Consider the following 13663-nt stretch of genomic DNA (forward strand, 5'->3'; position numbering starts at 1 on the left):
GTGAATCCGTTTTACATTTGCATATGCTATAATCGATTCAAATCCCAAAAGGGAGGTTATGAATGGTACTCTTCCGCCATACTCGCTGCAGTCACCATACCGCCCTCTTAATAATTGAACACAGCGTATTCCAATACCATAATGCTCTAGCTTAAAAGGCCGAGTTCAATTTCTCGGCCCCACCTAACTCAGTTTCTTATTAGTATCAACATTAATTCTTAGCTTCAATCCTCTTATGATTCTATTTCTCATACATAATGAGACTCTTTTTATAGTGATAGAGTAGGTCTTACAATTAATTCACTTACATCGATCTCTACTGGCTGCGAGATTGCATAAAAAATTGCATGTGCAATAGCAGAAGCAGGAAGCGCTTGTCTTCGGTATTCGATCATAGCCTCACTCGCCTGTTTATCGGTAATATGATCGGCTAGTTCTGATTCCGTTACGCCCGGTGCAATTACAGTTGTTCGAATATTATTAGTTGCTTCCTGTCGTAAGCCTTCTGTGATGGCACGGACGGCATACTTGGTTGCGCAATAAACTGCTGCAGTGGGGGTAACCTCATATGCGCCTATGGAAGCTATATTGACGATATGTCCGCTATTCTGCTCTTTCATTATAGGCAAAACTGCTCCAATACCATGCAGGACTCCACGGATATTTACATCGATCATACGATTCCATTCAGCGATTTTCAGAGATTCCAATTTAGATAATGGCATTACACCCGCATTATTTACAATGACATCGATTTTTCCGTATGCTTCTATAATTTCTTGGACGATATGCTGCATTTGTTCAAAGTCTGTGACATCCAGTTGCTTATAATCTGCACTATATCCTTTTTGGAGAAGAGTGGATACGAGTGTTTCTAACTTATCTGTTCTCCGCGCTGCTGCTATTACCGTAGCTCCATTTCCAGCTAATAAATCAACAGTTGCTGCTCCAATACCGCTGCTTCCACCAGTGACAAGAACAACTTTATTCTTTATACTCATCTTTGTATCATCCTCTTTTAAGTAATTTTTCTTTAAGGAATCTTTAGCTTCTTTCACGATGCAGTACCATCCCTGCGTGATATAGAATTCCGTTTATAAAATCTCCATCAGCTGTGAATCCTGTATCATCTTGATATTCAATGTGGTCACCTGTAATTTGGTAATTGCCTATATATGCACATTCGACATTGCCGCGAGCTTCAACATAGCGTCCATCGGACAGTAGTTCATGCCTGATATACCGATCTTTGGTAACCCAAAGTCCAGCATAAGAATGAGTGGTTTTTTTCATACATCATCAACTCCTTTCCTGTTCTACTATTAGTATCAGGGAAAGATAGCATAGAGTGGTAGCCGGTATCTCTTTAATTCTTGCCTTATCCTCCAAGAGTCGATAAGCCTTATAAAAGGAGGGATTTCATGTCTCTGGAAGAACAATTGCAATCGAAAGAAGAGGAGCTTACTAATCTTGTGTCATCCTTTGCAGCCAAGGAGGGTACGAACGTAACGTCAATCTCTGGGTTGGAATTTATTCGATCTGCCAAGCCGCTGGTGCCTGTACATACTATGCATGAACCTGCTTTGTGTATTGTTCTGCAAGGAAGAAAAGTGATTTCTATAATTGGAGAAGACTTCTTTTACGGAAAAGGGGAATACTTAGTCGTGGCAGTCGATCTGCCAGTTATCGGGGAAATTTTAAAAGCAAGTGAGATGGAACCTTATTTATGTCTTCGATTGAATTTTAACTTAATGCAAATTGCAGAGGTCTCAAAAGAGTATAAGCAACATAGCACTAATCATAATGTTACAGGGCGAGGAATATTTGTTGATCAGACAGATGAGGTCATTCTGGATGCACTTATCCGACTCGTGAAACTACTTCATACCCCTGAAGATACAGAAATACTTGCACCTTTAATCATTAAGGAAATTCTATACCGCATTATGCAGGGAAAGCATGGTCACACAGTAAAAAGCCTTGTTGCCAAGGGGAGTAAATTATCTGAAGTGGCTGTTGCTCTGGATTATTTAAGAAATCATTTTTCTCAGGAAATAAAGATAGATGCACTAGCTAAAAAAGTAAACCTTAGCCCATCAGCTTTATATCATCATTTTAAACAAGTTACAATGATGACTCCGATCCAATACCAGAGAGCTTTACGTCTTCATGAAGCAAGGCGGTTGATTTTCGGGAAAGATATGAGGGTTGCTGATGCTGCTTTTCAAGTTGGCTATGAAAGTCCTTCTTATTTTAATAGAGAGTATAGAAAGATGTTTGGCAAGCCTCCAGGGAAAGATCGTAAAGAGAATCTGAATTTATATAATGTGTAGTTCAAATCAAGAAGTCGCATACAGATGCGACTTCAGTATAAACAATATGTAGGTGAACAAGATTCGCTTATCTTTCTTAAAAATAAGAAAAAGCCGTTAGAAACGGCTAAAGGGAATCATAACTAATGTTGTTTATCGAATCAAACAAGGAATTCATGAGTAGGTGCTAGAGTTACATTCCGGGATGCTTCCTTCATTTCGCCATTAGACATAGATCCGAAAAAGGCAAGTCCAATTAAAACGGCGGATAAACTGATAAACAATTTAGATTTCATACATGCATTCCCCTTTCGATATTTGCTTTTGAGCATATACCATCTTCTTGAAACAGATGATGCTATCCTCTATTTTTCCATTATAATCGAAAAGGTTGCCTCCTAACAATGCCAGATCTTCCAGATAAGGGTATCCTTTGCCGTTCTCTAAACGAGAGAAAATGTTGAGGAGTTTAGGTGTATCGCCATTTCTTATATAAAGAACGTCTAATGCTTCAAATAAGTTCATAAAAAGTTCGTCTTTAAAATCTACAGCACTTCTAATTCCTTTGCGGAAGCAATCCATTGCTTGTTCTTTTTTGCCTTGTTTAAAATAAATCAATGCTAGGTCATGATAAGCTTGCGGAAGTACGTCAGAGTTAATTTTTCTGTATTGAACCAAGGCTTGTTCGATGTAACGAGCAGCCTTATTTAAGTTGTCCATTTTGTGATAGCAATTGCCGAGATTGAAAAATGCGGTGGCATAGATGTGAGTATTTTTACTTTTAAGCAGCTCAGCTCCTTTTAAAGCTTCTTGAAGGTGGGGGAGAGCTTTTTCATGGTTTTCAAGGTCATCGTAGTTACCGGCTATGACAAAATGGCACTGTATACGCCGAACAGAATAAAGTTCATGTTTTTTATAGATATTGTATGAAAGCTCGGCGTAGTGCATTGAGATATGAGTCATTTTCATATGATAATAGACTTCGGATAATTTAAAATAAAACTCAGCTTTTTCAATCTTGTCGGAGATCGTTGGAATTTTGCGTTCAGCTTTTTTGTAATATGTAATGGCCTTTGTGTATTCACCGTTTCTAAACTCATACATCCCGCGGAAGAAGTTATAATAATAAGCGCGCATATTATCTAGTTTTTTCTTATGCCCTTCTATTTTATTTAAATATTCTGAAAGTTACATTCGATTTTCATCAGTTGGCAGCGTGTATTCTAACATAATTTTATGGCGAAAGGCCATCAATTGATAATAAATAAGCAAATCTTGATCTTCTTCCATAACCTCTATATCACGTTCTATTTCAGCTTTTAACATTTCAGCATCAGTAACGTTGAATTTTTGAATATGCCTATGCCATTCATTAATCTTCATTCCCACTTCAGCTGATGTGATTGATATCAAGATATTCACCCTTCCCTTAACTCTACTAGTAATGTAAATATTAACAAGTTTTCGTTTGCAGAAAAAGGCAATAAGGCACCGCAATTTAAATTTTCGGTGAGACCGCAATAACTTTTTGGTTCTCATGAAGAATCTGTGCGATGGGGAATTAGGTGGTTTTGGAGATTAGTTCATTAAAAAACTCACTTCGTAGATAAGATAGACCTTCAAAAGCTGGTTTTAAAATTGCAGGAGATCAAGTTTGGGACTAATGGGAAGGGGAAGAACCTTCATTTTTTTAATTGGACGGATTAAAAACAGTGCCCATATTATCCCCGTATTGAGTAAAAAATGATTCAAATAAATATACAGGCTTTTGTAACTGATCCACTTTATTAAGGGACTCGATTTAGATGAAGATACCAAAGCATATTGGTATCTTTTTTGTTGTTGGAGTTATTAAACCTCTTTTGGAGTTCATGCCAGGACACCAATGACATTGGCACAACAATTTTAATAACCGATATTATTTACTGGGGAAAGAAGAAGGGTTAATCTAATTATATAAAAAAATATATTTTTCTTTCATTTTCATATAAAAAAATATATAATAAAATCGATTAAAGGAAAAGTGAAAGTTAGGTGTTTAGGGTTTGACTGAAGCAAAACAGATATTAAAAAGTTATATACCATTTGCAAAAACGATAGGGGAAATGTTTGGGTCAAATTGTGAAGTCGTCATTCATGATTTGACAACACCGCAGTCTTCCGTCATTTTTACAATGAATAACCATGTGACGGGAAGAGAGGTTGGCCAATCCTTTGATCACTTAGTGAGAAAGGTTCTTTTATCCAACGAATTTAAAGGTGATTACTTAGCAGGATATGAAATCCAAACTGATGATCGGAGAACAATAAAATCATCGACTACCCTCATTAGAGATGGCCACCAGCAGGTGATTGGGGCATTTTGCATCAACTATGATATGAATGTCATGATTCAAATGAAAGAAGTACTAGATGCATTTATACCTGGCACTGAAAAGAACAATCAAATACAAGCTCCAAATACGGTGGAACAGGAAGCTTCCATTCAGAATGTAGAAGAGATCACGAATCAGTTAATTGAACAAATTGTAGCGAACCGCAAACATTCTCTGATGAAACGCCCGGAAAAAATCGAGCTGATTAGATTTATGGATGAAAAGGGGATATTCCTCATGAAAGGTGCGGTTGATAAAGTGGCAGAACAATTAGGTATTTCAAAGGTAACTGTCTATAGTTATTTGGATGAAGTGAAAAAAAGACAATAGGAGTGAGTAGAGTGGAGAGTATTTTTGAGGCAGGGAATTTAAAATCGAACGGTCATTATGCCTTAGCTGTGATTCATCAAAACACGGTCTATGTATCAGGGCAATTTGCCATTGATCCAATCACGCAGGAAAAGAAATTTGGCACCATTGAAGAAGAGACTTTGCAGGTATTGTCAAATATAGAGTATATCTTAAAAAAAGCCGGCAGTCATAAAGGAAAAACTTTAAAGATAACCTTATATCTTCACGATATCAATTTGTTAGACCGTGTTGACAATGTCTGTCAGGGTTTTTTTCACGATTATCGCCCAGCACGGTCAGTTGTTTCGACGAACGAGCTGCATTACGGTTTTCAGGTTGAAATTGAAGCAATCGCCAGTCTGTAATATATTTTTTTGTCTAAAACATATAAAAAAATATATAAAATATAAAAAAATATATAATAGGAGGGTCTAAAAATAATGGAACAGTATCAATGTCATTCTTGCCGTACGAAATACAATGTGTCTGAACAGGTGTGGAAATGCCAGTGTGGCGGAGTGTTAGACCTTGTAAAAGAAAAAGTAGAATGGTCCGATTCAAAAGTGCTCAAAGATATTCCTTCTATGTGGAGATATATTGATGCTATGCCATTTGATCGCGACTCCACCATATGGAGCGGCATCACTATGGGGGAGGGATACACACCTTTAATCGTGTTAGACAGCGGGGAGCCGAACACTCTTGTGAAAGTGGAATATATGATGCCTACTTTGTCTTTTAAAGATCGCGGTGCTGCTGTATTAATAGCTAAGGCAAAGGAGCTGGGAGTGAAGCATGTGATAGCTGACAGCAGTGGAAATGCAGGGACATCTATTGCAGCTTACGCCAAGCGGGCTAACATCGCATGTGACATATTTCTTGGGAAGGGTACATCACCTAAGAAAATCGCGCAGGTGAAAGCGCATGGGGCCAACGTTCGCGAAATTGAAGGCACAAGAGAAGATGTGGCCGAAGCAGCGCAAAAGGCTGTGAATATAGAGAAAAAATTCTATGCAAGTCACGTTTTTAATCCATATTTCTATGAAGGAACAAAAACGTATGCCTTTGAGATTTGGGAACAAATGAATGGAGCGCCGGATACGCTTATTATTCCAGTTGGCAATGGTACGTTATTACTTGGGGTTTACTATGGATTTAAAGAATTACTAGAGAACAAATGTATAGACAAAATGCCAAGACTGGTTGCGATACAGGCAGAGAATTGTGCGCCGTTAGCAAAGGCATTTATCAACAATCAACAAGTTGCTCAACCCGTCGAAAACAGGGGAACACTTGCAGAGGGCATCTCGATTGCCAAACCGGCAAGATCAGCTCAAATATTAGAAGCCATCCGTGCCACAAAAGGTCAAATCATTACAACCAATGAGGAAGAGATTCTAAAAGCTCGTACAGCATTAGCAAGTAAAGGCTTTTATGTTGAGCCAACAACAGCAGCTAACTATGCAGGATATTTAAAATACGATCATTCTTCTGATGAAAAAATCGTGATTCCATTATGCGGGGCTGGGATTAAATCTAATTAGGAACGAAGAGAGAAACATTTAATATGAAAATGGGGGAGTTATCATGGAAAACAAGAAAATCATTTTACTGAGTACCGGCGGTACAATTGCAAGTAAGCCTGATCCTGAAACAGGTCTATTAGAAGCAGGTGCTATGACAGGTGAAGAGCTTTCTGAAATGTGTCGACTGCCTTCTCATATAGAGATTGAAATCAAGTCAGTCTTTCAAATGTCAAGCAGTCATATGACTTTTCATCACCTTGACATTCTGAAGCAAAATATAGAGAGTTTCTTCCGGAATGAGGATGTTGCCGGAATTGTGATATCGCATGGAACAGATACCCTTGAAGAGACTTCGTATTTCCTTGATCTGGTTATTTCTGATGAAAGGCCGGTCGTGTTAACGGGGTCACAAAGAGGACCGACACTTGAAGGTACAGATGCATTTGTGAACCTAAGACAAGCTTTCTTATTAGCGGCACATCCTGATGCGCGAGGCTTAGGTGTAACAGTGTTGTTTAATGAGAGGGTCTTTGCTGCTCGATATGTGAAAAAACAGCATGCGTCAAATGTTGATGGTTTTTTCTCTCCGGGATTCGGTTATTTGGGAACGGCTGATCAAGATGAGATCGCAATTCATCAAAGGTTAATCAAGCGTGAGACGTATCAACTAATTCAACCATTGCCAAATGTAGAACTTATTAAGTGTTCACTTGGATCAGACGGAAAGTTTATAGATTATGCAGTTAAGTGCGGAAGTGCAGGAATCATTATTGAGGCGCCGGGAAGAGGGCATACGGCTCCAGCAATATTAGAAAGTGCAAAGAAAGCCGTAGAGAAAGGGATTCCTGTCGTTCTGACAACAAGTGCTGACGAAGGTGAAGTCAAGGGAGTATATGGATTCAAAGGAAGTGCTTCAACATATGCAGATGCCGGAATTATACTAGGCGGCAGCTATGACAGTAAGAAAGCAAGGATCAAACTCGCTGTTTTGCTGGCTGCTGGACAGAAGATTGATGAGGCTAGCTTTAAATATTAAGAATAATAGGGGGAGATTATATTGAAGCCTGTACACACTAAGTATTCAACACGGGATGGGGGCCATTACGTGCCAGCTATGGAACACAATGATGTTCTCTATATTTCAGGGCAGTTGTCGATGAATCCGGAAACGGGGAAAATTCCAGCTGGGGGCATAAAAGAAGAAGCAAAACAGGCATTGGCAAATATGGAGTTTGTCCTCAAGGAACGGGGATTAGCCAAGGAAGATGTGATATTATGCAGACTTTATACCCCAGATGTAAAGTATTGGCCGGATATCAATGAGGTTTATGCTCATTTCTTCGGCAATCATAAACCGGCAAGAGTAGTTGTTCCATCAAATCATTTATATGCCGGATGTCTGGTTGAAGTTGAAGCCATTGCAGCGATAAAGGAGGAGGTACAATGAATTATATAGAATTAGATACACCAGCTCTTTTAATCGATAAAGACGTGATGCAAGGCAATATGAAGTATATGCAAAATTACGCTAATGAACAGAAAGTAAACTTACGACCTCATACAAAAACACATAAAATGCCTAAATTAGCTAAACTACAAGAGGAAATGGGAGCTATAGGAATCGCTGTGGCGAAAGTAGGAGAAGCTGAAATAATGGCCATAAATGGTTTGAAGGATATTTTTATTGCAAATGAGATTGTTGGGAAATCAAAGATTGAACGTATTAAAAAACTATCTGAAACAATTGATATCTCCTTTGGTATTGACAGTGTGTATCAAGTGCATGAGATTGAAGAAGTATTTGAAGGAGCCACAAAGAAAGCCCAGGTGTTAGTGGAAATTGAAGTAGGAGAACAACGCTCTGGGATTATTGAAGAACATGATTTTCGTACTTTATTAGAATTAATCAAAACGTGTAAAAATGTCGATCTTAAAGGAATCTTCTCACATGACGGGCATTCTTATAAAGCGAAAAGTATAGAACATTGTAAAGAGCTTTATAGAGAAAGTGTAGAACGAACATTACATTTTGCTCGAATAGCGGAAGAAATGAACCTTAAGCCGAAAGTAATAAGTATTGGCTCTACCCCTCCCTTCATGTTTAAGTTTGATATTCCAGAAGGAGTTACAGAAATTAGACCTGGTACTTACATTTTTATGGATGCCTCACAGGCAAATGTAATTGGTACGTATGATCGCTGTGCAGCTTCTGTACTCACAACCGTGATTAGTAAACCAACAAAAGAACGAGTCATTACAGATGTAGGGGCAAAGGGAATTACCGCCCAAACACGAAGTGAAGGGCTTACAGCAACCAAAGGGCTTGGTCGTATCAAAGAATACGAGGGCGTTTACATTCATGGAGTATTCGACGAACATGCTATTATTTACAATGCAGACTTTAGAAACCAAGTGAATATAGGAGATAAGGTTCAAATTATTCCTAATCACATTTGTCCGGTTGTTAATTTACATGAAAAAGCCTATCTAGTCTCTAATGGAGAAGTTGTAGACGAAGTAGACATTGAGGCTAGAGGCAGACTTCAATAATTATAGCATGAAGAGCCTTTTTAAAAATATCCATAACGTATTTGGAAAACTTCATATATAAGGGGATAGGCATGAGCATACGTAATCACAAACTATTTTACAAAGATCCCTATCTAAAAACGTTTGAAACGAAAATCTTGAAACAACAACAGGACAAAAAAGGTGATGTTTACATTACCTTAGAGAAAACAGCCTTTTATCCAACCGGCGGTGGCCAGCCACATGATATAGGGACATTGAATGGAGTCAAAGTTTTAAACGTTGAAGAGGTAGATGGAGAAATTCGTCATTATATAGAAAGGGCTTTACCACATTCAGATGATAAGGTCGTTGGGGTTATTGACTGGGAACGACGCTTTGATCACATGCAACAGCACACGGGTCAGCATATTTTGTCAGCGGCATTTGCACAGTTGTATGATATTCATACAGTTGGATTTCATCTTGGAAAAGATATAGTTACCATTGACCTTGACATATCAGAATTAACAGAGGAAATAGTAGGAAAAGCAGAGAAGCTTGCAAACGACATGATAATGGACAATAGACCAATAGTTACAAAGTGGATAGAATATGATGACTTAGTAAATTATCCAATTCGTAAAACCCCATCTGTAAAAGAAAATATTCGTCTTGTCATTATCGATGAATTTGATTATAACGGATGCGGTGGAACACATCCTAGTGCTACAGGGGAAGTCGGAGCAATTAAAGTATTGAATTGGGAAAGACAAAGAAAAAAAATTCGTTTGTATTTTGTATGTGGTAATCGGGTAATAGCCCAATTCGATCAAAAACAAAAGGTATTGGTTGAATTGACTGGATTGCTTAATCGTCCTGAAGGGGAATTAAGTGAAGCTGTAAAACGTTCACTTGAAAATGTAAAGAAGCTAGAGAAAGAGCTTCTAGAATCTAATGAAAAAATACTTCAGTATGAAGCCAATGATTTATTAGCCAACAGCACAATTCAAAATGATACTGTAGTTATTATAGAAACCTTTTCAGATCGATCTATCCAAGAACTTCAAAAGCTAGCAAAAATGATTGCCGAGCAAGAAAAACGATCCCTTATTTTTCTCTTATCAGAGAACGATAATCGCTACCAACTGGTTTGTGGGCGAGGATCAACAAATAAAATGGACATGAGAACCCTTATGCAAGAAAGCCTTTCTCTTATTAATGGAAAAGGGGGGGGAAATAAAACGTTAGCTCAAGGTGGAGGGACTGCGTCATTAACAAAAAAGGAATTTCTGAGGAACGTTATTAACATTATAGCTAAACAAATAAAGTCAGAGGAAATACGATATTCGATTAAAAAGTAACTTCTTTAACTTAATGTAAGGACTCAAAATAAAGAATATGAAAAGTGTCAAAATTTATGAATGACTTTTGTGTAAATATTCCTTTAGAGAAATAAATTTCTGGGAAAGTCCAGATAGAGAAACATTAATTAGCTGCAGTAACTATTTGATAACTATACCAATTATTCAGAATAACCAATGATATGGATTTACTATGTTGAGGGACTCGATTTAGATGAAGATACCAAATCATATTGGTATCTTTTTTGCTTTATATTTATTATAGGAGTTCATGACTTGTCACCAATAACATGTCATGTATCTTTCTGGTGATGAAAAACCTACTCCATTTTTACTCCACAATATGAATAAATCATTGCAAAACAACATAATCAAAATAAATAAACACTGATATATAAAGGTTTTTTAACAGAAAACACAGTTTCACTTTATTGAGGGCCTAGTGGGTGTCGAAAAACCGATGATTTTAACTATCGGTTTTTTTACTGCTTTTTTATACTCATTGAAAATCACCTCATTAGGACAAACAGTTATTACATAGCATTACCCAAGGGGTGATGCATTTTATGAAGGTAATAATCATCGAGGGACCTCATGCTGACAAATGCATTAACGATTGCTATCATTATTTAATAAAACTTTATAGGAAGGAGATCCAGGGTGATAGCAATATATGTAAGGGTATCGACCGAGGAGCAAGCGATCAAGGGATCGAGCATCGACAGCCAGATCGAGGCCTGTATCAAGAAAGCAGGGACTAAGGATGTGTTGAAGTATGCCGATGAAGGATTTTCTGGGGAGCTTTTAGAACGTCCGGCTTTGAATCGCTTGAGGGAGGACGCAAGCAAAGGACTTATAAGTCAAGTCATTTGTTACGATCCTGAGAGCTTATCAGCGATGACAAAAAATGATTTTTATAACTCTTTCATATATTCTTTCTCTAATTCTTTTAAAAGAAACTTTAATGAAATAGAGAAAAGCCGGAATGTTAAACCCGGCCTCCCCAAATCATTTCCCCTTCGCTTTCTTCCGCTTTTCCTTCTCCGCCCGGTAAAACTCATGAAACATCTTCATCAGCGCCCGCTTTTCAATCCGTGATACATAGCTGCGCGAAATACCGAGTTCTTTGGCAATCTCACGCTGCGTTTTTTCCTTCTTCAAATCAAGCCCAAACCGCCCGACAATCACTTCTTTCTCACGGTCATCTAAAATGTCAATGTATTGTTTCACTTTTTCAAGCTCCATATTGAGTTGGATCGTATCTATCACGTCTTCGTTTTCTGATTTCAAAACGTCAATCAGGCTTATTTCATTCCCTTCCTTATCCTGCCCGATCGGATCATGAAGGGAAACGTCTTTTTTTGTTTTTTTCAATGCGCGCAAATGCATGAGGATTTCATTTTCAATACACCGCGCGGCATACGTCGCCAGCTTTGTCCCTTTTCCGGCGGAATAGCTTTCAATTCCTTTGATCAGCCCGATTGTTCCGATGGAGATTAAGTCCTCTGCATCTTCACCTGTATTTTCGAACTTTTTCACAATATGGGCGACCAAGCGAAGATTATGCTCAATCAGCATGTTTCTGGCATGTTCATCCCCTTTAGCCATGAGCTCTAAGTATTTTTTTTCCTCGCTGCTTGAGAGCGGTTGTGGAAAGGCATTGTTTTTCACGTAAGATACTAAAAAGACAAGCTCTTTAACAACAAAGCCGAGCGCTGCGAAAACACCTGTCACCATCGTCACCTCCACAAAAGTATGTAGGCAAAAGCCTATATGTAAATGTATGTGAGCGGGAGGCTGTCTGTGTCTGTACCGGGAAATTTCTCGCAGGGGAGCTTGGCTTTTGTAAGCAGCATATGAATTTCAAATTTTAAAAATAATCTTTATCAAGCGCCCATACATTGAAATGAACAAATGTATGGGGGGATGAGAATGAAAAAATGGATGGCAGGCCTGTTTCTTGCTGCAGCAGTTCTTCTTTGTTTAATGGTTCCGCAACAGATCCAAGGCGCTTCTTTGTATGACAAAGTGTTGTATTTTCCGTTGTCTCGTTATCCGGAAACGGGGGATCATATTAAAGATGCGATTGCAGATGGTCATTCTGATATTTGCACCATCGACAGGGATGGAGCGGACAAAAGGCGGCAGGAATCATTAAAAGGAATTCCGACGAAGCCGGGCTATGATCGGGATGAGTGGCCGATGGCGGTTTGTGAGGAAGGCGGCGCAGGAGCTGATGTCCGATATGTCACGCCTTCTGATAATCGCGGGGCCGGCTCGTGGGTAGGGAATCAAATGAGCGGTTATCCTGACGGCACCAGAGTGCTCTTTATTGTGCAGTAATCAAGAAGAGGCTCTTTCTTGAGCCTCTGTTGTTACGTTCCTTCGCGATGCTGAATGTTCGGAGGATAGGTTTGTGCTTTTCTCCAATACTGGCGTGTTCCTTCGTCTCGAACAACGATACCCAGCTGTGCCAGTTCGAGACGGAATTCTTCCACATCGTCTGTTTCCTCGTCTTTCAGTGCATGGTGACGAGCTTTCAATAAAGCATGGGCGCCTGGCGAGAGGTCTGGTGCATCAGGTATCCACCGGCGATATTGATCTTTAAACGGATCACCATCTGTTGACCATTCGTAATGATGCTGTCTAAAGGCCTTCTCGACGTTTACTGGTTTTTCATCAATTTCTTCCCGTACTAATTCATATCCGGCTGTTCCTAAGAGGACAAGCCGTTTGTGATCGATAAACACAAGAGCGATGTCGTCGGAACGAATCGTCTGTACTTTCTTTCCTTTGGTTAATTCCACTGTGTCATCTGTTATCTTTACAGACAACAGCATTGCAATAACAGAGTGAGCGAACCAAATCCCCGCAGACATTCCGAGCAGGGCAGTAATAAATGCAGCTGCCTGAAAAGAGGTGACCAGCCGGAGCGGTCCTTCAAAAGGAATCCACGGGAGGGATAATGCCCATTTCGCAAATTGCGGGATAAAATACCCGATTGTAAGTCCGATGATTGCAAGTAAGGCGTATAAAAAGTATGCAGTGGTTTTCGTAACTCCAATGAGAGTGTGAGATTGATCGCGCAACATGTCACCTTCTTTACTGAAAAAATCGAATTCTCTTCCCATATTTTAACTTAAAGTGGTGGTAAATCAAGGATAAACTGATGGTTTTTGTTATAAAAGGAGAGTCGGTAATGGGGGAACAAAAACATAAGAAATGCA

General features: G+C 38.9%; 14 protein-coding genes and 3 pseudogenes. 11 read left to right on the top strand and 6 right to left on the bottom strand.

Annotated elements, in window-relative coordinates:
• Positions 1 to 269: 269 nt before the first annotated feature.
• Both AC0DBE_RS02260 and AC0DBE_RS02265 read right to left on the bottom strand, forming a co-directional pair.
• Positions 270 to 1001, bottom strand: coding sequence for an SDR family oxidoreductase (locus AC0DBE_RS02260; RefSeq protein WP_072566850.1), 732 nt, complete (start codon positions 999 to 1001; stop codon positions 270 to 272).
• A 43-nt stretch (positions 1002 to 1044) separates the two neighbouring features.
• Complete coding sequence (locus tag AC0DBE_RS02265; RefSeq protein WP_003226067.1) at positions 1045 to 1293, bottom strand: Atu4866 domain-containing protein; 249 nt, start codon at positions 1291 to 1293, stop codon at positions 1045 to 1047.
• A gap of 128 nt (positions 1294 to 1421) precedes the next feature.
• Here AC0DBE_RS02265 and AC0DBE_RS02270 point away from each other — a divergent pair, with 128 nt between their 5' ends.
• The gene (locus AC0DBE_RS02270; RefSeq protein WP_072566586.1) at positions 1422 to 2333 is read left to right on the top strand and encodes an AraC family transcriptional regulator; all 912 of its coding nucleotides are present in this window, start codon (positions 1422 to 1424) and stop codon (positions 2331 to 2333) included.
• A gap of 140 nt (positions 2334 to 2473) precedes the next feature.
• Here the strand turns inward: AC0DBE_RS02270 and phrE are convergent, their stop codons facing one another.
• Together phrE and rapE are read right to left on the bottom strand one after the other, a co-directional pair.
• Positions 2474 to 2608 carry a phosphatase RapE inhibitor PhrE gene (gene phrE / locus AC0DBE_RS02275; RefSeq protein WP_014114495.1) on the bottom strand — a complete coding sequence of 45 codons (135 nt, stop codon included), beginning with the start codon at positions 2606 to 2608 and terminating at the stop codon, positions 2474 to 2476.
• A pseudogene (rapE, locus tag AC0DBE_RS02280) lies at positions 2598 to 3725 on the bottom strand (response regulator aspartate phosphatase RapE). Before rapE ends, phrE begins: the two are co-directional and overlap by 11 nt.
• Positions 3726 to 4357: 632 nt before the next feature.
• Here rapE and AC0DBE_RS02285 point away from each other — a divergent pair.
• From AC0DBE_RS02285 to AC0DBE_RS02325, 9 genes and pseudogenes are all read left to right on the top strand, one after another.
• Positions 4358 to 5017, top strand: a complete 660-nt coding sequence (locus AC0DBE_RS02285; protein WP_014114493.1) for a helix-turn-helix transcriptional regulator — start codon at positions 4358 to 4360, stop codon at positions 5015 to 5017.
• An 11-nt stretch (positions 5018 to 5028) separates the two neighbouring features.
• Positions 5029 to 5403, top strand: a complete 375-nt coding sequence (locus tag AC0DBE_RS02290; RefSeq protein WP_014114492.1) for a RidA family protein — start codon at positions 5029 to 5031, stop codon at positions 5401 to 5403.
• A gap of 75 nt (positions 5404 to 5478) precedes the next feature.
• Positions 5479 to 6582: a threonine synthase gene (locus tag AC0DBE_RS02295; RefSeq protein ID WP_472960929.1), complete on the top strand. Its 1104-nt coding sequence runs from the start codon at positions 5479 to 5481 to the stop codon at positions 6580 to 6582.
• A 43-nt stretch (positions 6583 to 6625) separates the two neighbouring features.
• A complete protein-coding gene (locus AC0DBE_RS02300; RefSeq protein WP_014114490.1) occupies positions 6626 to 7600 on the top strand; it encodes an asparaginase in 975 nt (324 codons plus the stop codon).
• A 21-nt stretch (positions 7601 to 7621) separates the two neighbouring features.
• Positions 7622 to 8011 (top strand): RidA family protein, encoded by a 390-nt coding sequence (locus AC0DBE_RS02305; protein ID WP_041521011.1) that lies wholly within the window; start codon positions 7622 to 7624, stop codon positions 8009 to 8011.
• Positions 8008 to 9114, top strand: coding sequence for a D-TA family PLP-dependent enzyme (locus AC0DBE_RS02310; protein ID WP_472960932.1), 1107 nt, complete (start codon positions 8008 to 8010; stop codon positions 9112 to 9114). The genes AC0DBE_RS02305 and AC0DBE_RS02310 overlap by 4 nt, the downstream gene beginning before the upstream one ends.
• A gap of 71 nt (positions 9115 to 9185) precedes the next feature.
• Positions 9186 to 10436 carry an alanyl-tRNA editing protein gene (locus AC0DBE_RS02315; RefSeq protein WP_472960934.1) on the top strand — a complete coding sequence of 417 codons (1251 nt, stop codon included), beginning with the start codon at positions 9186 to 9188 and terminating at the stop codon, positions 10434 to 10436.
• Between the two features lie 566 nt (positions 10437 to 11002).
• Positions 11003 to 11208 (top strand): annotated as a pseudogene (locus AC0DBE_RS02320) (hypothetical protein).
• Positions 11139 to 11345: pseudogene (locus AC0DBE_RS02325) on the top strand (recombinase family protein); the annotation flags it as partial. The pseudogenes AC0DBE_RS02320 and AC0DBE_RS02325, both read left to right, overlap by 70 nt.
• A gap of 99 nt (positions 11346 to 11444) precedes the next feature.
• Here AC0DBE_RS02325 and sigK read toward each other — a convergent pair.
• Positions 11445 to 12173, bottom strand: coding sequence for an RNA polymerase sporulation sigma factor SigK (gene sigK, locus AC0DBE_RS02330; RefSeq protein WP_013308023.1), 729 nt, complete (start codon positions 12171 to 12173; stop codon positions 11445 to 11447).
• 195 nt (positions 12174 to 12368) lie between these two features.
• Here sigK and nucB point away from each other — a divergent pair, with 195 nt between their 5' ends.
• Positions 12369 to 12779, top strand: a complete 411-nt coding sequence (gene nucB / locus AC0DBE_RS02335; RefSeq protein ID WP_014114486.1) for a sporulation-specific Dnase NucB — start codon at positions 12369 to 12371, stop codon at positions 12777 to 12779.
• Positions 12780 to 12811: 32 nt separating this feature from the next.
• Here nucB and AC0DBE_RS02340 read toward each other — a convergent pair whose 3' ends face one another.
• Complete coding sequence (locus tag AC0DBE_RS02340; RefSeq protein ID WP_072183534.1) at positions 12812 to 13528, bottom strand: YqeB family protein; 717 nt, start codon at positions 13526 to 13528, stop codon at positions 12812 to 12814.
• Positions 13529 to 13663 lie beyond the last annotated feature (135 nt).

Source organism: Bacillus sp. VA15 (assembly GCF_055721145.1).

Bases quoted from the DNA above. Each gene is read 5' to 3' on its own strand.
- AC0DBE_RS02260 (WP_072566850.1), bottom strand. From the start codon at position 1,001: ATGAGTATAAAGAATAAAGTTGTTCTTGTCACTGGTGGAAGCAGCGGT.
- AC0DBE_RS02265 (WP_003226067.1), bottom strand. From the start codon at position 1,293: ATGAAAAAAACCACTCATTCTTATGCTGGACTTTGGGTTACCAAAGAT.
- AC0DBE_RS02270 (WP_072566586.1), top strand. From the start codon at position 1,422: ATGTCTCTGGAAGAACAATTGCAATCGAAAGAAGAGGAGCTTACTAAT.
- phrE (WP_014114495.1), bottom strand. From the start codon at position 2,608: ATGAAATCTAAATTGTTTATCAGTTTATCCGCCGTTTTAATTGGACTT.
- AC0DBE_RS02295 (WP_472960929.1), top strand. From the start codon at position 5,479: ATGGAACAGTATCAATGTCATTCTTGCCGTACGAAATACAATGTGTCT.
- AC0DBE_RS02300 (WP_014114490.1), top strand. From the start codon at position 6,626: ATGGAAAACAAGAAAATCATTTTACTGAGTACCGGCGGTACAATTGCA.
- AC0DBE_RS02310 (WP_472960932.1), top strand. From the start codon at position 8,008: ATGAATTATATAGAATTAGATACACCAGCTCTTTTAATCGATAAAGAC.
- AC0DBE_RS02315 (WP_472960934.1), top strand. From the start codon at position 9,186: ATGAGCATACGTAATCACAAACTATTTTACAAAGATCCCTATCTAAAA.
- sigK (WP_013308023.1), bottom strand. From the start codon at position 12,173: ATGGTGACAGGTGTTTTCGCAGCGCTCGGCTTTGTTGTTAAAGAGCTT.
- nucB (WP_014114486.1), top strand. From the start codon at position 12,369: ATGAAAAAATGGATGGCAGGCCTGTTTCTTGCTGCAGCAGTTCTTCTT.
- AC0DBE_RS02340 (WP_072183534.1), bottom strand. From the start codon at position 13,528: ATGTTGCGCGATCAATCTCACACTCTCATTGGAGTTACGAAAACCACT.